Genomic DNA, 16,305 nt, shown 5'->3' with positions numbered 1-16,305 from the left:
TAGTGTAAATTTAGGAGGATTTACATTGGCGAATATAACAAAACGCGGAAACACATTCCGCATCAGGGTGTTTGTCGGCTGCGATATGAACGGCAAACAGCTTGTAAAATCAACAACCTACACTCCGCCCGACGGAGTGACACCAAAGAAAGCCGAAAAGCTCGCCCAGGAGTACGCTTTCGAGTTCGAGAGACACTGCAAAGGTTACTCTCAGCTCAATGAGAATATGCGTTTCTCCGAGCTTGCTGACTGGTATTTCACAAACTACGCTCCGCAGGAACTGAAAGAAAGCACGATCTATACCTACAAGGGGCAGTACAAGAACCACATCGAGCCTGTTCTCGGTAATGTTAAGGTAAAGGACATCAACGCTCCCAGGCTGACGCAGATAATGCAGTCTTATAACTTGAACCCTGCGACGGTAAAGAAACTGTACGTCATAGTGCAGAGCATCTTCCGCAGAGGAGCAGAGCAGGGCTTCATTCGTGACACTCCCTGCCGTAACGTGATACTGCCGAAACGTAAGAAAAGTCGTAAAAACAAGGCTTTAGAGGAAGACAAGCTCAAAAGGTTCATGGAATACCTCGAAAGTAAGCTGTGGGACGAGGACTTCAAGCGTATCATCAAGGTTCTGCTTTACACGGGTATGCGTTCGGGAGAGTGCCTTGGACTTGCTTGGGAGGATATCGACTTCGAGAACAACACTATCTCGATAAACCACACGTTGACCGACATAGGCGGAAAGCATGAACTGACTGATCCTAAGACCGAGAGCAGTATCCGCATCATCGGTATGGGGCAGGAGCTGAAAAAGGTTCTTCTTGCACAGAAAGAGTATATCGAAAAGCTGAAATATGCCCTCGGTGATGACTTCGCTCATCCTGAAATGGTGTTCGTATCAGCAAGAGGAAACTACCGTGACCGTAATTCAGTCTATCAGTCACTCAAACGCTTCACCAAAGGAACGGAATTTGAGGATATGACTCTTCATCAGCTCCGTCATTGCAACGCTACAATGCTCTTAAACAGCGGTATCGACTTGAAAGTAGTGTCTGAGCATCTTGGTCACTGTGATGTGAACGTAACTGCTGACATCTACGCTGATGTTTTGCGTAAAACAAAAGCCCGAACTGCCGAACAGATCGAGCTGTGCCTTGCATAAAGGCAAATAAAAAACCTCCCTGCGCGAACAGAGAGGTTTTGAATTGACCAAATGTTGACCAAAGAGTATTTGACCACTCGCAAAGTGCGTAAATACGCAAGTTTTGAGGTATCTGATTATCTCTTTGAGTAAGGCACATCGGCACTTGTAATTTATTCTATTGTTAGCGAAAATGCCTGTTTTACAGCACTTTCAATGTTTTAACTTCGCTTTTCTTTATCTTTTGTTTCCTGCGATTTTGTAACTTTAAAGACCAGATAAAGACCAGCGAAAGACCAAATCATTTTGGCGTACTCCTGTTATTATCATTTCAAATCACGGAATACATTTTTGAACACCGTGAATCAGTTGAACCACGGAAACCGTTTTTGATTACCGTGAAATAACATAACGGAGGTAATAACCATGAGCAGATACACAAGTGAACAGACCGCATACAGCCAACTGGAAAAGAAATACGTTCCGCTGTGGATACTGGATACCAACACTATGACAATCACTCACTTTAATGCCGATACGCAGACCGAGGAGAACAAGACCTATACCACCGACTTCATCAGGTATCATCTTCATTTCTCTGACAGCCGTTGCCCTGACAGGCTTCGCAGGCTCGTCAATGAGGGCAAGATCATTCAGTACCTCAATGATATGGAACGGAAAGTCAGCGAAGCTATCTCCCGTCAGGTGAAACTTTGGAAGCAGACCGACAGTTGCTATCAAAAAGCTATCATCAGCGGTGATACTGAGAAGATGCTCGGCCTGGAAAACTGCTTCGTCTATATGGCGAGAGAAGCGGTGTTTGAGTGTATGATTTATATTTGATCGTTTACGGCTGTGCCTTCGGGTGCAGCCGTATTTTATGATTTACAACAATCTGATATTGCTATTTAAAAAACCAACAATCAGTATTCGGATCTAAGCAATCCCAAAAAACCTTAATATCAATTGCGTTCTTTATCCCAATTTTGTATGTTGCATTTGAAGTATAGTTTATATCTAAGTGATTTAAAGGATGTAGATCGGGCTTTCCAAGTGATTTGTATTTTTCATAGTTTTCCAAATCATAATCATATCTTACATATCCTGTTTCATACGATAATAAGCATACAATTAACTCCTCAACAGTTTGTTGTTCATCTTTTAGCAAAGCATTATACTCTTCATTATCAAGTATTTTTTCAGTTAATTCAATCATTGATTGGCGTTCATCAAAATCGTTTAAAATGGAAGAAACGATTGAAAGTAAGCCTAATGTGAGCGGCATACTCAGAAACCTAACCTGTTTTTTATCGACATTAATTTGAAAAGGAAAAGAAATAGAGAAAAACTTATTATTTTCAAATAAAAACATTCTACTTGTATCATCTACTATTATGAATGGATAATCTCCTTCTAATTTATCAATATTTTCTAGAGACATAAATTGATTTAGATTAATCATTTCGCAAGCATTTATAATAATATGTATGAGATCTACCTTGCGTCTAATACTGCCGCTTTTGATATTTCTTTTAAACTGTACTATTTTCATATCATCTGTTCGCAAATATTCTTTAAGCGCTCAATAACTTCACTATCATTCGTATATCTTTTATACAAGCGTTCGGCATTAGTTTGAATTATTGATATTTCTAATCCTTTAGAAACATAATCGGCAGCGATAATATCGATAATATTTTGAAGTGGCATTCTTTCACGCTTAGCATTCTGAATATTTGTTGTAATCCAAATACGTTCATCTTCCGATGGTTCGGTAACATCCATATATCCTGTGTAAATCTGATTTAACGCTTGACCATATGTAGTTAAAAACTCTTCATTATTGCTATTTACTATAAAATAAGAGGTTAAAAAAGATCTTGTTAGTGATGTATAAATTCCGTTTCGAGAAAAAATGTTTGTGGTGATATTATTAGGCGAAATACAAATAATAAAAGGAAATTCGAGCCCTTTAATATTATTTATGTTACTAATAAACAGCTTATTCTGCTCTGTTTCTTTTGTTAAATAACCACGAGTACACTTCCAGTTGAATTCATCTTCAATTCTATATAATATCTCCATAGACAAATTGCACATTCTATTATAGTTAGAATCCAAAATAATAATAGCTATATCTTCGGCATCTACATCAGGATTATTTAACTGAATGTCTTTTATTTGATCTATAGCTGAATCAACAATATTCTCTTTATCCGATGATATTAGTTTAATTGTTTGTGTAACCTCTAAATCCTCAAATCTTCGCAAAGGTTTTCTTGATAGCCGTATGATTCCTTCATCTTTTCGCTCTAAAGTATATCCGCATTTTTCCCAATTATCATCATCGAGCCAATTAATTTTTGGAGATTCATATAAACCCATTCCAACAGAATGTGCAAACATCAGTGTTTTAGGATCGGTTCTATAGCACTTATTTAATAAGAAGTCAATCTTTATATCTTTTCTATCACTAACTGAATCGAATATATTTTGGAAAATATCTCCTGCGACATATACTTTTTTTCTTGTTATCTTTTCGCAAAGCAACAAAAACTCCTCGCCAAAATCTTGACTTTCATCGACAAATAAATAATCAAAACAAGGCGAAAATGATTCTTGCTCATTTAATTCTTCCTTAATGGATTTACAAAGGGACTCAAAGTCCTTGCATTCACTGTAAGTTTTGTATGTTGTATTATATTTAGAAGAAATAAAACTGATTAAACCAGATTCCGGATCAAATTTTCTTCCCCAACTTGAAAAAACGTGAAGACGAGAGTCCCATTCAATTTGCTCAGATACTTTCATGAAATTGAAAAATTGAGGGATTCTTTTTTTCTTTAACTCACTTGCTAATACTTTGTTAAAACACGTAAATGCAATAATTGGGTTATCAGGATTTGTATACACTTCTTTAAGCTTATTTAAAAGCAACTCAGTTTTACCAGTGCCAGCTAATCCTTGGATTGTTACACGCTTTTTATCGGTTTTTCCATAAATAAAATTACTTTGACGACCATCAAACAGAATTATTTTTCGTTTAACTTTTTCAAGCAGTGATATAGGATCAGTAGTACCTATTTTATTTATATCATTAATGCTTCCGATAAGCAATGAAATCAACAAATCAATCTTTCGTATATTGTTAGCGGAAACTTCCGAGGAAATAAAAGAATCTATTTCAAAATCATTTACACTGATAATCTCGAATAATTCTTCATCTTTCCATTTCCTTACTCTGCCCAGTATTTTGCTATACTCATATTTATCAGAAATATGTCCTAAATCTTCTTTTAAATCATAAAGAAAGTCTTCAAGGTCATCTTGCTCGTTGTCTCCGTAATTAATAATAGTAATTTTATGCTTAGGAATTAATACTATTGCTATCTCAGAAATATCATAGTCATAATCATTAGTAGTTCCCAACGCCTTACTTATGATATAAACCTGTTTGGAATTATCTTCGGAATATTGTTCCAGTTTTTCTATAAAATCTTTATTTTTTTCGTTTTTTTCAATGTTACAGAAAAATAAGCTATCGTCCTTCATACTCATATGTTATTATCCTCTCAAACTTTAATTCATATGGTTATCAGCTATCCCAAAAGTGAATAATAAACAATCTCTTGTTCAATCAATAAAGTAGGCATTTCTTTTGTTAAGTACTAAATCTTCCTCTTTTCTGCACTCGTGACCTTTTTTCAATCTCCTCGGCAGACATCTGACTTGAAATGCTCAAAAGAACTTCTTCAAGTCGTTCATTGATTTTCAGATTACGTTCTTGTTTTCTTCTGACAATTCCATAACAGCCAACAGGGGAAATATATATTTCCTCCGGAGCATCAGCAGACACAATATTCTTCATATCGGTAAATGTGCTGTTTTCAGGTATTGAAGTACAGTTTATAAGCGTACCATCAGACGACATGAATATATCCTTACCGCAATCAATAAAGTATCCTTCTCCGCTAACGATTAGAGTTCTCGCTGCAAGAGCCAATGAATCAATATTCAGCTCAAATTGTTTTTTCTTTTTTGAAAGCAGTCTTTCTCCGATCCATCGTACTACAGGAACTGCCCATGAATTACCGATAGCTTGATAGCGATTGGTTCGCTTAGCTGATTCTAGTGCAGTATAATTATCGGGGAAGCCCATCAAGCGTTCACATTCAATGGGAGATATTCTTCTGATACGTTCATCCTGAACAACGAACAACGATCCATTGTATGCGGCGGCATTTCCGTTCCACTTTGTTCCGTAAGCAGAATACAGACAATCTGTGTATTCTCTGAACACTTCAAAACGATGACCTTCTTTTTCAAAAGTCAAAGGAGTTGAGGGGTATTCAGCAAAGTCGTTTTCATGTTTTTCAAACAAGATGAATTCGGGATAGAAATCTTTCCCGCCTGCTAAAACATACAGCCTTCTTCTTTGTTGAGGAAGTCCAAAATACTTAGCGTCAAGCACTCTCCAGGCTATGTTTCTGACTGGTCCATGAATAACACCTGCACTTGACCACTTTTTCTTAAAGATCACTTCGCTAAAGCCTGCAAGGGAAGAAATTAGACAACCAAATGCATTTGTTTTATCTGTAAGAACACCTTCGACATTCTCCCAAAAGACAATGCTGCGTGAATGTCCTTTATTTATTCTGATCGTATCATTTGCATTGACAATATCTACGAACTTTAGTGTCAGGTTTCCACGGTAATCTTCAAGACCATTCTGTCTGCCGGCTAATGAGAAGGCTTGGCAGGGCGTTCCTCCACAAAGAAGATCAGGAGCTTCTATTTCACCTGAAATGAGCATTTCAGGAATATTATTCATATCTCCGACATTAGCTATATTCGGATATTTTTCAGATAGCACTCTTGATGGAAAATCTGCTATCTCAGAAAACCACTTGAAAGAAAGCCCTAATGGTTCCCAAGCAACCGAAGCTGCCTCAATTCCTGAGCAGATACTGCCTACTGTTTTGATCATCTTTTCCAAACTCCCTCGTAAGAATATACTGCTTTAATTATACCATACTTACAATCAAGAAGTCAAGTAAAATGGTTTATCAAAAAAGGCGGCAAAGCCTACTTCTTTTTGATAAGCTTCATAAGATGTTCTTTCCATTTCTGAATATCATACCAAGGGCAGCCCACACAGCCCTTTTCAGCTTCTTTCCCTTTCACAGGAATGCTTTTATCCCAATCTTCATCGCCTTCGTAGAAATAAGAAATGCCATAGATCGTACCACGCTTTCCTGTCTGGAAACAATTACGACACACTTCTCGTTTTTGCTGATTGCGCTGGTTTGTCAGTAGCTGGAACTTTGCTCTGATCTCATCATCAGTCATATCATCAGGGTTCTCTGCTTTGGTGTTTTCGTCCCATCGTATTTCCGAGAATTTATGGTCAGGCAGCAGATGGGCAGAAAGTGTACCCTCATAAACATCAATACCTCCGAGAACTTTGATTATACGTTTCCTGAGTGCAGGAGACCATGTTTCATAACCGTTGCCTGCAATCTCAACTCTGTCTATTGGGAGCAGCAAAAGTCTTGTACTTCTTTTTTGCTGACAGACCGGACAGCAATAGTTTATGTGTGTAGCAATTGTATAGCCCATTTCTTTCAGGTCTTGTATTCTGCGGGCAAAATTAGGGTTATTGATGTCACAGTTTCGGCAATGCCATTTTCCGTCCTTTAGTGTATCGAAAATCGGTTTTGTAACATCGGAACGTGAAGATGCCCAGTATTCATCTTGCTTTTTCAGCCAGTTATCATAATTAGCAGGATCGAGTTGGGCATATACGTTGTTAAGGTAACTATAAAGCTGTTCTTCATCATCAGGTTTAATAGAGACTCCTGTTCTTCTGTATTCAACTGGAATCCAATAGTCTAGAACGGTTTTAGGATTTTCGTATGTAAACTCAACATGGACATATTCCTCGGATGCTTTTGTATTGAGTTTTCTATCGTTTTCAACGATTTTTATGCCATTCAATAATTCAACGCTCATTTATCTATCCTCCTGTGTATTGGTATTATTCAACAAATAAGAGATATGTTTCAATCTCAAGAGCATCAGCAATACGCTGAATATTCTCCAGGGAGATACTTCTCCTGAAACACTCTATGTCACTGATATAAGTTCTGTGCAAACCGCACTTCTCAGCAAACTTTTCCTGAGATAGTCCTTTCTGTGTACGATACTTTTTCAGATTTGTGCCAAACACTTTAACGATATCCATAAAACACTCCTCCATTTTATCAATATTATACAATATTGAACACAATAAGTCGACAGACAATAAGTGTATATTGCTATAGATAATAAAAAACCTCTGTAATCATTCATAATGAATCACAGAGGTTTTTATTGTTATGTGCATAAAGTTTTACGCTAAATTGATTTAGCAAAATACAAAAAGATGCATCTTTGTATCTTTACCTTATTTCAGTAAATTCTGATAAAAGGGTGCAACTTCTGCGAGAAATGGAAATACTCTATCAGCAAATGTGAGCAAAGAACAGCAGGCACTAGCAAACTTGACTCCAACATCAAGTCTTTTTAATAGCTTAAACTGAGACTTGACTTTTTGCTCATCAGGACTGCCAGAGCTAAGCTCAGCTTTGATTATATCAATGCTTTCTTCTGCGTCAGCTTTATCTTCCGAGGATAAGTGGGGACTTAATCCAGCTTTCATAGCTTCAACTAGCTTATGCAGCTCGTTAACATCAATACCATTATTGTTCTGAATAGCTGTAATGCTTGCGTTATCGTTCGCTATATTGACTTGCTGACCATTGATGTTATAGGTTACGTTATCGTCCATACCCATCTCTATACCTACTTTCTTTAAATAATCACTGATATGGTTTATGAGAGCTAAAACAACGCAGTGGTTGAATTCTTGCAGCATATCCGCAAATTTATTTGATGAAGAATATGGCAATATTATTCCAGGTGGAAGACTGGTATAATCACGATCGCAGATTGTTTTTATATACGAGTAAATCTGCAATGTTTCTTCGTCTTCATCTATGCTAAATTGGATTTTCCCTCCTTGATGTAAACATTCATCTAACAATGATTCCATTTCAGAATTAAAACCACCACAGCTGTCTATATACTCCATTATCAGCTCGTTAGCTTCTATATAATTACAAAACCTTCTTAAGTCATCAAGATAGTTCCCATATGATGATTGTAACAAACGATTAGAAACGCTGTTAAATTTTGACATGATTGTTTTTAAGGTAGTTTTATTGATTTCCAAACTCTACACCTCCACAAAACGGACAAAAACTTACTGACATCTTTAGCAATGGATTGATTTTTGCCGATCGATCACAGCACCTATAATTATATTCAACCAAGTCTTCTATGGTTGAATATACGGGAGGCTCATACTCCTTTTTAGGTTTTCGTCCAGCCTTATATTTTACGAATTTATTGTGTGAAAACTGCCGTTCCATTTTCTTTGAAAAATCATATAATGTATCCTGTATATAATTCTCTATCATAGCGTTTGCAAGCCGAATAACATCTTCTGTGATATATGATTCGCTTATCAAGCCACAACTTGGGCAGTATATATGTAAAATCTCATCTGATTCCATATCATGTGGAGCACATTTGAAATACTCCCCACAGTATTCGCATTGCAGCAGAACATACCCATCGTTATCAGAAGGGATAGCAATTTTAAAAGTTACTATATCGTTCATATGTACCGCCCCTTTATTTCAACTAAATGTATTATACCATATCATCAGTGAAAAAGCAACACCTTTCCCCGAGTTTACGCTGTTTACAACTTCGACTCCATCGGAATCAAAGTCCCCTCAAAAAGAAAAGAGCCAAGAAGCATCGCTCCTTAGCTCCATATTATCACTCGACCCCCGTAAACATAACCTGATAACTCAACCCCGTAAACTCCCTGAGAAAGTCCATATCTGAGAAGTTCAGTCCGTAATTATGTGTCTTACCGCTGTCCCTGCCCGTGTAGAGGTACTCCATCTTCTCCTGATCGAGATGCTCGGTGCGGAGGGCTTCACGGTCAAAGCCTTTTTCTTTCAGGTGATACAGCACGATGCGTGAGAGCTGCACCTGCACGGTGCGGTAACTCTCGGTGTCGGCACAGTGGTCGAGAATGCCAAGAATATCGAAAATCGTTTCGGTGTCTTTCAGATGCTCGGTATCGTATGCTGTTTCGGGGACGTACTCTATATACTTATCATTGTTGAGGAACTGCACCGTACAATTCACATAAGGAATGATCTTCAACTGTGTTTCCAGGCTGATCTCACTGCCACGGCGAAGGCTCACCCAACGCTGTGACAGTGAGCTTACCGATTCGAACACACTTCTTTTCTTATTTGCTTGCGGAATAATCGGCGTATCGTCCTCGTTAATGAGGTAATCTATCGGGACATCGAAGTATTCTGCAATTCTCGTTATCATGTCGAGATTCGGCATACCGTCATTCACCCATTTGGTGACGGTCGCAGCCGAAATGCCCAGTTCGGTAGCTAACGCTCTCGGCTTCAAACCATGTTCGTCACATAATTCATTGTATTTTCTCCAAAAGACAGTCATTTTGTGTCCCTCCAATTTGTGCAAAAAGCAGAACTCAATCCGTTCTAATTATTTTTGCTTGACAAATGCTACTTAGGTAGCATATAATATGATTTAGAGATTGCAACGTGTTATTTTATTTCATATTATAGCACATCAAACGCAATATGTCAATAGAAATACAAGTTAAATTACAAAAGTAGAGGAAAACAAAACTTATGAATGAAATCAAATGGGTAGAACCCCGTCCGCTGCGGCATACGGCAGATACTATCCCGTTCCCCCTCGGAGCGTTACCGCCTGTTTTGCGTGATATGGCGCAGGCAATCTCGGTCACGACTTCCACCGATGTGGGAATGGCAGGGACGGCAATGCTCTCAGCCGTGGGCTACTGCTTCACAGGTCTGTACAGACTTGCAGGAAAAGCAGACCACACCGAACCGCCTGTGCTGTATTCTATCATCATAGCACAGCCTTCTGAAAGAAAAAGTCCTGTGATGCACTTCATCAAAGCTCCGTTCGACAGCTTTGAGAGCAAGTACAACAAAGACCACCGTGAGGAGATGTACAAGGCACAGCAGGACGTTAAAGCCCTTGAAGCCCGTGTGAAGGCTATGGAGAAAGAGGACGCGCCTGATACAGCAGCTATCGCAAAGCTCCGTGTGCAGGCTGACAATATTCGAAATACAACTCCTATCCGTATCGCCGTGGACGATATAACGCCCGAATCCCTTGTGATCGAGCTGAGCGAGAATGATTCCCTGCTGATGATTTCGGACGAAGCAGGAATGCTTTCCAACTTCAACGGAAAGTACAACGGTGGTATCCCGAATCTTGACTTACTCCTGAAATCGTGGAACGGTGAGAAGTATATCTGCAACAGAGTTATCCGAGGAAGAACGGAAATTCCCAGTCCTTATCTTTCGGTCGCTCTCGCAGGTCAGCCGTATATATGGGATAATATGATGAAAGATACCGCTTTCAGGTCAAGCGGACTTATCGCACGTTTTGTTCCCTGCTTCGCCAAGAGCAATGTGGGAAATCGTAGATATGATACAGCACCTATATCAAAAGAGGTCAGGGAGCAGTATCATGATTTCATTCATCAGCTCCTGAAAGGAAAGAAGGATCATAACGGAGAAGAAACGATACTACGTCTGTCTCGTCATGCTTCCGAGGAGTACATAGATTACTGCAATAAGTATATCGAAAAAGAGATCAAGGAGTCCATGTGCTGCTGTCAGGACTGGGGCGGCAAGTTCCACGGTCTGATACTGCGGATAGCCTGTATTCTTCATTGTGCCGACTGCTGTTCCAGAGGAATTGAGCCGTCCGATGAAAGCGTGAATCACGATACACTTCTGAGAGCATTCAACCTTGCTCACTACTACCGTTATCAGGCGATATACGGTTTCAGCGTGAATGCTCCCGACGGGAACATTGTCAAGGCTGAGAAGATCATCCAGATGTTCAAGACAAAGGAGATCAGGCAGGGCTTGAAATCTGAGTTGTATCATTCCTGCCGGTGCAATCTTTTCCCAACGGCAAAGGACTTCTATTCGGCGCTCGATACTCTTGCGGAGTATGGGTATATCGCTTATGAAGATGTGACTGCCGCCAACAACAAAAAGGCTCAGATGGTTCATGTGAATCCCCATATCTGATTTTACCGGATTTTGTGGCTTTTGTGGTGGCTGACATTGAAATGGCGGTATAGCGACTTTTGCAAGAGACAGACCACAATGTTGGTTGCTGTCGGTTGATGTTGGTTGAGCATTTTTGCAGAAAGGAGGTGAGGTGTATGGTCGATATGGAAAAGGTTGAAAAGCTGACTTCTATCCTTGAAGAAAGAAGTGGTCTTGGTGTGCGTGAAGCACTGATTCGTTACTACGATTTTTTGACGGATGATGAAGCGCTGGACTATGATTTTGAGTTGGGTTTTCTTCTCAATAAATTCAGTATTGAGGTGGATATTCCGTTCTGATTTTTGCGATTTTTATGATCGCACTTTTGGATTTTTGTAATGCGTTTTTTCACATTACTGTGTCCACATTTTCGGCTGCGACCTCAGCCGTTCAGCCTCGCAGAGCCCCATAAGCATTTTTGATAGTCCGAGTAGGCTGTCAAAAGTGCTTTGGGGTTACTGGCGGCGCTCGCACAAGACTTCGCTATGTGCCGCAAGTAAATTCCGGCTCTCCGAGCCGTTTGGTTTGCCGATTTTCGTATTGTTGCAAGCCAATTCAAAAGCCCTTCAAGGGCGCTCATCATATCGCAGGCGGTGAGCCTTGTGTATATGATTATCCCTCGTCAGAGGGTTCAGATGTAGATAAAAAAGGAGACATTTCATGAGTACAAAATCTATCTCGATGTGCGAGGGCAAAGGCAGCCTTTCACATAACAATCGAGAGTTCACTGCCAAGAATATTGACAGTTCCAGAACGCCGAACAATGTGATCTTTGTTCAGCAAGATCTGGGCGAGACTTACCACCAGCTTTTTGACGAAGCGGTAGAGAGATACAACGCTCGTCAGAAAAGAAACGACCGCAAGATCGGTGACTACTTTGAACACCTGTTCAACCGCCCGCCGAGCAAGAGTGTGATCGAGGGTGCAAACAAGCAGAAAAGTTTCTACGAACACCTCATCTATATCGGAACGAAAAACGATTCGGCTGTCGGTACTCCCGATGCAGAAAAGACTGCCGAATGCCTGCGTGAATACATGGAGGGCTTTCAGGCGAGAAATCCTAACCTCTATGTGTTCAATGCGGTCATGCACCTCGATGAAGCAACTCCCCATTTGCACATCGACTATATCCCACTTGGACATTACAGCAGAGGGCTTGAAGTCCGCAACGCAAAGAACAAGGCGCTTGACGAAATGGGCTTCGGAAATGACGCTCATTCCAATAACCGTTGGCGGCTCCGTGAGTGGGAGGTGCTGAGGGATATTTGCAACGCTCACGGTATTGAGATCAGCGAGCCGAAGAAGTCCAGAGGTTACAGCTATACCGTTGAGGAGTACGGCGAGCATGAGGACGAGATCAGGCGGCTGAATGAGGAAAAGGCTCAGGCTCTCTCCGAGCGTGATGAAGCTCGTGCCGAACTTGACAAGGCGGCAAAGAAGAAAGTCAAACTTGACGAAATCGAAAGCATTGAGGTCAAGGAGTCCGTGTTCGGCAAGAAAGTCACTCTTGCAAAAGAGGATTACGATACTCTCAGCGACACAGCTAAAAAGTATGTGGCTATGGTCAAGTCCACGAAAAAACTCAAAGCTGAACACGATACAGCTGTTCAGGAGCGTGATGCTCTGAAAACACAGTTGGCGGCAGCTTCCTCGGAGCTTGCCGCCTACAAGAAAGCCGAGGAGCAAAAGGGACTTTTTACCCGTGAGAAGCTGAAAAAGGAAGCAGCTCGAATCAGCCGTGAGGACGAGCTTTCCCGTGAACTGAGAAAGGCTAAGGCATTTATTTCTGCCTGCGGGCTGAGTGCCGATTTTCAGCAGTACAAGTACAACAGCACTACAAGAAAAACCGTGCTGGAATAAACATAAAACAAGATAGAAAGCAGGGGAAGTACCTGCTATGGAGGTTTTTACAACTATGACAACAAGCAGAAAGAACGAGCTTATCGCTCAGCTCGTAAGCATTCTGAGCGAACTTATCGAAGTTAATGATTCCGACCAGGTGTCTGAGATCAAGTCCGAAGCTGTGGAGATGCTGACCGTTAAGGAGTGTACCGAAGCGGTCAGGGGGCTGTCTGAACACACCGTCCGCAAGCTGATAAAGCAGGGTAAGCTGCCGTATCTGAGGACAGGAGACGGCGTGAACGGCAAGATGCTTATCAACAAGGCAGACTTGCTTGCCTACTTCAACGGACAGACAGCGAACAAGTAAGTCTGTACGCTGAGAACGGCGATTTTACGCTGCTTGAACGGCAACAGACAGAAAATCCACAAACACCACAGAACAAAGGACATAGATTTCGGCATACTCCCGAAAAGACAAAAAGATACATTAAGTTACTTGACATATAGCCGAATGTGCGCTATGATTAGAGTAACAGGAGTATGCCATAAAATCTATGTGATAGAAAGGAATCATTTATGGCTACTATTACAAAGCGGGGCGATACTTTCAGAATAAAGGTATCCCTCGGTTATGATACAGAACACAAGCAGATCATCAAGTCAACAACCTTCAAGCCTCCGCAGGGTGTTACCCCGAAAAAGGCAGAAAAACTCGCACAGCAGTTTGCGTATGAATTTGAAAGCAGATGCAAGGATTATACTGAGCTGAACGAAAATATGCGTTTCTCTGAACTTGCTGGCTGGTACTTTGAGAATTTCGCACCTGTCGAGTTGAAACCAAGCACAGCATACACCTACAAAGGTCAGTATGAGAAGCATATCAAACCTCTTATCGGTAATATGAAGTTGAAAGAGATCACGACTCCGAAGCTGACAAGCGTGATGAAGACATTCAAGCTGAAACCTCAGTCGGTTCGCAAGATATATGTAGTGATACAGAGTATTTTCCGCAGGGGCGTTGAACAGGGATATATTCGTGAATCACCTTGTCACAATGTTATCCTTCCGAAGAACCGTCAGGAAAAGAAGAAAATGTCCCTTGACGAGAGCGAGATCAAGCGTTTCATGGAGCTTCTTGATACAAAACCCTGGGACGAGGACTTCAAGCGTATCATAAAGGTTCTCATTTACACAGGAATGCGTTCGGGAGAATGCTTAGGACTTATGTGGGAAGATATTGACTTTGACGAAATGACGATCACGATCAACCACAATCTCACGGACGTAGGCGGCAAGCACACCCTCGGTTCACCGAAAACGGAGAGCAGCCGCAGAGTGATTGGTATGAGCGAAGTCCTTGCTTCTATTTTCAGGGAGCAGAAAGCCTACATAGAAAAGATGTCGGCAGCCCTCGGAAAGAAGTTTGCTCACCCCGAAATGGTGTTCACATCGGCACTTGGTAACTATCGTGACAGAAACTCAGTGTATCACTCTCTGAAACGTTTCACGAAGGGAACGGAGTTTGAAAATCTTACCCTGCACCAGCTCAGGCATTGCAATGCCACGCTTTTATTGAACAGCGGTGTTGACCTGAAAATCGTATCCGAACACCTCGGACATTGCGACATAGGTGTTACAGCGAACATCTATGCCGATGTACTGAAAAGCACTAAGGCTAAAGTCGCTGACCTCGTTACACTGAAACTTGCGTAACAGCAAAAAATCCGCCCCGACGGATCGGGACGGATAATTCTCTTGATAAAGACCAGACAAGTACCAAAAAATATTTGCAAGGTCTGAAAAGTGCCGAATATACGGCGAATTGAGATAGGTCTGATTATCTCTTTGAGAACTGCGGAGCACGTCTTGCGGCTTTGAGACCGTACTTCTTTCTTTCCTTCATTCTTGGGTCACGAGTGAGGAAGCCTTCCTTCTTGAGGAGAGGTCTGAACTCATCGCTAGCCTGAAGAAGAGCTCTTGAAAGACCGTGTCTGATTGCACCAGCCTGACCTGTTACTCCACCGCCTGTTACTGTGCAAACGATATCGTACTTATCCATTGTATCTGTTACAGCAAATGGCTGACGAACGATGAGCTTAAGTGTCTCAAGACCGAAGTAATCGTCAATGTCTCTGCCGTTGATTGTAATCTTACCTGTACCCTCGTAAACACGAACACGGGCAACAGAATGTTTTCTTCTACCTGTGCCATAGAAATATGGCTGCTTTGATTCGTACATCTAAATTGCTCCTTCCTTACAGTTCGTATTTAACAGGCTTCTGAGCAGCATTGTTATGCTCAGCACCCTTGTATACTCTGAGTCTCTTTGCAGCAGCTCTGCCAAGTGTGTTGTTAGGGAGCATACCCTCAACAGCAATTGTCATAGCTCTGTCTGACTGATTAGCCATCATATCTGAATACTTGATCTCCTTAAGACCGCCGATCCAGCCTGTGTGCCACTTGTAAGACTTCTGATCAAGCTTCTTGCCTGTGAGAACAGCCTTATCTGTGTTGATGATGATTACATGGTCGCCGCAGTCAGTGTGTGGTGCGTAAGTTGGCTTGTGCTTGCCACGAAGAATGTGAGCAGCCTTAGCAGCAACTCTACCGAGTGACTGACCTTCAGCGTCGAGAATATACCATGTGCGAGTAATGTCGCCTGCTTTTGGCATATAAGTTGACATATTATTTCCTCCATTCAGAATTTTAAAAAGTCTGTTCACAGCCGCATTTTTGCCCTGTGAACTCACAACGTTGTCTATTATACAACAGCTTTTCACGATTGTCAATAGTCAAAACGTCGAATTTTTAATTTATATCCCTCATTCTCTTTAATTCTCTTCATTTTGCTCCATTTCTCTCGATTTCTCACAATTCATTTCACTTTTGCCTTTTACACTAATATACACAGCAATATGGCGTAAACTAAAGATAATCATAGCATAAGCAACGTATATTCAATATTTACCTATCTACGTTAGAATATGTGCTTATATGTCTGTATTTGCATTTTCAGTATATGTTTTTCTTCTGCACCAAAATACTGCAAACCGTCTGCTTTAC

At 40.9% G+C, this 16,305-nt stretch carries 17 protein-coding genes; 7 read left to right on the top strand and 10 right to left on the bottom strand.

What is annotated here, in order from left to right; all coding sequences use genetic code 11:
- The first annotated feature begins 25 nt into the window (after positions 1–25).
- Positions 26–1,162, top strand: a complete 1,137-nt coding sequence (locus tag DW015_RS03670) for a site-specific integrase (RefSeq protein WP_117904293.1) — start codon at positions 26–28, stop codon at positions 1,160–1,162.
- Between the two features lie 405 nt (positions 1,163–1,567).
- A complete protein-coding gene (locus DW015_RS03665) occupies positions 1,568–1,984 on the top strand; it encodes a hypothetical protein (RefSeq protein WP_117904292.1) in 417 nt (138 codons plus the stop codon).
- A gap of 61 nt (positions 1,985–2,045) precedes the next feature.
- Here DW015_RS03665 and DW015_RS03660 read toward each other — a convergent pair whose 3' ends face one another.
- The 8 genes from DW015_RS03660 to DW015_RS03625 form a co-directional block, all read right to left on the bottom strand.
- Positions 2,046–2,582 carry a hypothetical protein gene (locus tag DW015_RS03660; RefSeq protein ID WP_207659350.1) on the bottom strand — a complete coding sequence of 179 codons (537 nt, stop codon included), beginning with the start codon at positions 2,580–2,582 and terminating at the stop codon, positions 2,046–2,048.
- A 107-nt stretch (positions 2,583–2,689) separates the two neighbouring features.
- Positions 2,690–4,699: an ATP-binding domain-containing protein gene (locus tag DW015_RS03655; protein ID WP_117904288.1), complete on the bottom strand. Its 2,010-nt coding sequence runs from the start codon at positions 4,697–4,699 to the stop codon at positions 2,690–2,692.
- A 103-nt stretch (positions 4,700–4,802) separates the two neighbouring features.
- The gene (locus tag DW015_RS03650; protein ID WP_117904286.1) at positions 4,803–6,128 is read right to left on the bottom strand and encodes a DNA cytosine methyltransferase; all 1,326 of its coding nucleotides are present in this window, start codon (positions 6,126–6,128) and stop codon (positions 4,803–4,805) included.
- Positions 6,129–6,226: 98 nt separating this feature from the next.
- Positions 6,227–7,153, bottom strand: coding sequence for a restriction endonuclease (locus DW015_RS03645; protein ID WP_117904284.1), 927 nt, complete (start codon positions 7,151–7,153; stop codon positions 6,227–6,229).
- Between the two features lie 25 nt (positions 7,154–7,178).
- Positions 7,179–7,385, bottom strand: a complete 207-nt coding sequence (locus DW015_RS03640) for a helix-turn-helix transcriptional regulator (protein ID WP_117904282.1) — start codon at positions 7,383–7,385, stop codon at positions 7,179–7,181.
- 201 nt (positions 7,386–7,586) lie between these two features.
- The gene (locus DW015_RS03635) at positions 7,587–8,414 is read right to left on the bottom strand and encodes a hypothetical protein (RefSeq protein ID WP_117904280.1); all 828 of its coding nucleotides are present in this window, start codon (positions 8,412–8,414) and stop codon (positions 7,587–7,589) included.
- Positions 8,401–8,865 carry a TFIIB-type zinc ribbon-containing protein gene (locus DW015_RS03630; RefSeq protein ID WP_117904278.1) on the bottom strand — a complete coding sequence of 155 codons (465 nt, stop codon included), beginning with the start codon at positions 8,863–8,865 and terminating at the stop codon, positions 8,401–8,403. The genes DW015_RS03635 and DW015_RS03630 overlap by 14 nt, the downstream gene beginning before the upstream one ends.
- Positions 8,866–9,028: 163 nt before the next feature.
- The gene (locus tag DW015_RS03625) at positions 9,029–9,736 is read right to left on the bottom strand and encodes a helix-turn-helix transcriptional regulator (RefSeq protein WP_117904276.1); all 708 of its coding nucleotides are present in this window, start codon (positions 9,734–9,736) and stop codon (positions 9,029–9,031) included.
- A gap of 197 nt (positions 9,737–9,933) precedes the next feature.
- Between DW015_RS03625 and DW015_RS03620 the strand changes: the two genes are divergently transcribed.
- The 5 genes from DW015_RS03620 to DW015_RS03600 all read left to right on the top strand — a co-directional run bounded on the left by DW015_RS03620 (position 9,934) and on the right by DW015_RS03600 (position 14,955).
- Positions 9,934–11,379 carry a YfjI family protein gene (locus DW015_RS03620; RefSeq protein WP_117904275.1) on the top strand — a complete coding sequence of 482 codons (1,446 nt, stop codon included), beginning with the start codon at positions 9,934–9,936 and terminating at the stop codon, positions 11,377–11,379.
- A 137-nt stretch (positions 11,380–11,516) separates the two neighbouring features.
- The gene (locus DW015_RS03615; RefSeq protein WP_117904273.1) at positions 11,517–11,699 is read left to right on the top strand and encodes a hypothetical protein; all 183 of its coding nucleotides are present in this window, start codon (positions 11,517–11,519) and stop codon (positions 11,697–11,699) included.
- Between the two features lie 361 nt (positions 11,700–12,060).
- Entirely contained in the window at positions 12,061–13,260 is a 1,200-nt protein-coding gene (locus DW015_RS03610; protein WP_117904271.1) for a plasmid recombination protein, read from the top strand.
- Between the two features lie 37 nt (positions 13,261–13,297).
- Positions 13,298–13,609, top strand: a complete 312-nt coding sequence (locus DW015_RS03605) for a helix-turn-helix domain-containing protein (protein WP_242993210.1) — start codon at positions 13,298–13,300, stop codon at positions 13,607–13,609.
- A gap of 209 nt (positions 13,610–13,818) precedes the next feature.
- Positions 13,819–14,955, top strand: a complete 1,137-nt coding sequence (locus DW015_RS03600) for a site-specific integrase (RefSeq protein ID WP_117904269.1) — start codon at positions 13,819–13,821, stop codon at positions 14,953–14,955.
- A 124-nt stretch (positions 14,956–15,079) separates the two neighbouring features.
- Here DW015_RS03600 and rpsI read toward each other — a convergent pair whose 3' ends face one another.
- Both rpsI and rplM read right to left on the bottom strand, forming a co-directional pair.
- On the bottom strand, positions 15,080–15,481 hold the full coding sequence (gene rpsI, locus DW015_RS03595; RefSeq protein WP_041337331.1) for a 30S ribosomal protein S9: 402 nt from the start codon (positions 15,479–15,481) through the stop codon (positions 15,080–15,082).
- Between the two features lie 16 nt (positions 15,482–15,497).
- Positions 15,498–15,926: a 50S ribosomal protein L13 gene (gene rplM, locus DW015_RS03590; protein ID WP_117904483.1), complete on the bottom strand. Its 429-nt coding sequence runs from the start codon at positions 15,924–15,926 to the stop codon at positions 15,498–15,500.
- Positions 15,927–16,305: the final 379 nt, after the last annotated feature.

This window comes from Ruminococcus sp. AF37-20 (genome assembly GCF_003460465.1).
Taxonomy (GTDB): domain Bacteria; phylum Bacillota; class Clostridia; order Oscillospirales; family Ruminococcaceae; genus Hominimerdicola; species Hominimerdicola aceti.
Note: the sequence above shows the minus strand (reverse complement) of the source record. Positions and strands in the feature narration are given on the sequence as shown.

Bases quoted from the DNA above. Each gene is read 5' to 3' on its own strand.
- DW015_RS03640 (WP_117904282.1), bottom strand. From the start codon at position 7,385: ATGGATATCGTTAAAGTGTTTGGCACAAATCTGAAAAAGTATCGTACA.
- DW015_RS03660 (WP_207659350.1), bottom strand. From the start codon at position 2,582: ATGTCTCTAGAAAATATTGATAAATTAGAAGGAGATTATCCATTCATA.
- DW015_RS03625 (WP_117904276.1), bottom strand. From the start codon at position 9,736: ATGACTGTCTTTTGGAGAAAATACAATGAATTATGTGACGAACATGGT.
- DW015_RS03665 (WP_117904292.1), top strand. From the start codon at position 1,568: ATGAGCAGATACACAAGTGAACAGACCGCATACAGCCAACTGGAAAAG.
- rplM (WP_117904483.1), bottom strand. From the start codon at position 15,926: ATGTCAACTTATATGCCAAAAGCAGGCGACATTACTCGCACATGGTAT.
- DW015_RS03615 (WP_117904273.1), top strand. From the start codon at position 11,517: ATGGTCGATATGGAAAAGGTTGAAAAGCTGACTTCTATCCTTGAAGAA.
- DW015_RS03620 (WP_117904275.1), top strand. From the start codon at position 9,934: ATGAATGAAATCAAATGGGTAGAACCCCGTCCGCTGCGGCATACGGCA.
- DW015_RS03630 (WP_117904278.1), bottom strand. From the start codon at position 8,865: ATGAACGATATAGTAACTTTTAAAATTGCTATCCCTTCTGATAACGAT.
- DW015_RS03605 (WP_242993210.1), top strand. From the start codon at position 13,298: ATGGAGGTTTTTACAACTATGACAACAAGCAGAAAGAACGAGCTTATC.
- rpsI (WP_041337331.1), bottom strand. From the start codon at position 15,481: ATGTACGAATCAAAGCAGCCATATTTCTATGGCACAGGTAGAAGAAAA.
- DW015_RS03610 (WP_117904271.1), top strand. From the start codon at position 12,061: ATGAGTACAAAATCTATCTCGATGTGCGAGGGCAAAGGCAGCCTTTCA.
- DW015_RS03650 (WP_117904286.1), bottom strand. From the start codon at position 6,128: ATGATCAAAACAGTAGGCAGTATCTGCTCAGGAATTGAGGCAGCTTCG.
- DW015_RS03600 (WP_117904269.1), top strand. From the start codon at position 13,819: ATGGCTACTATTACAAAGCGGGGCGATACTTTCAGAATAAAGGTATCC.
- DW015_RS03655 (WP_117904288.1), bottom strand. From the start codon at position 4,699: ATGAGTATGAAGGACGATAGCTTATTTTTCTGTAACATTGAAAAAAAC.
- DW015_RS03645 (WP_117904284.1), bottom strand. From the start codon at position 7,153: ATGAGCGTTGAATTATTGAATGGCATAAAAATCGTTGAAAACGATAGA.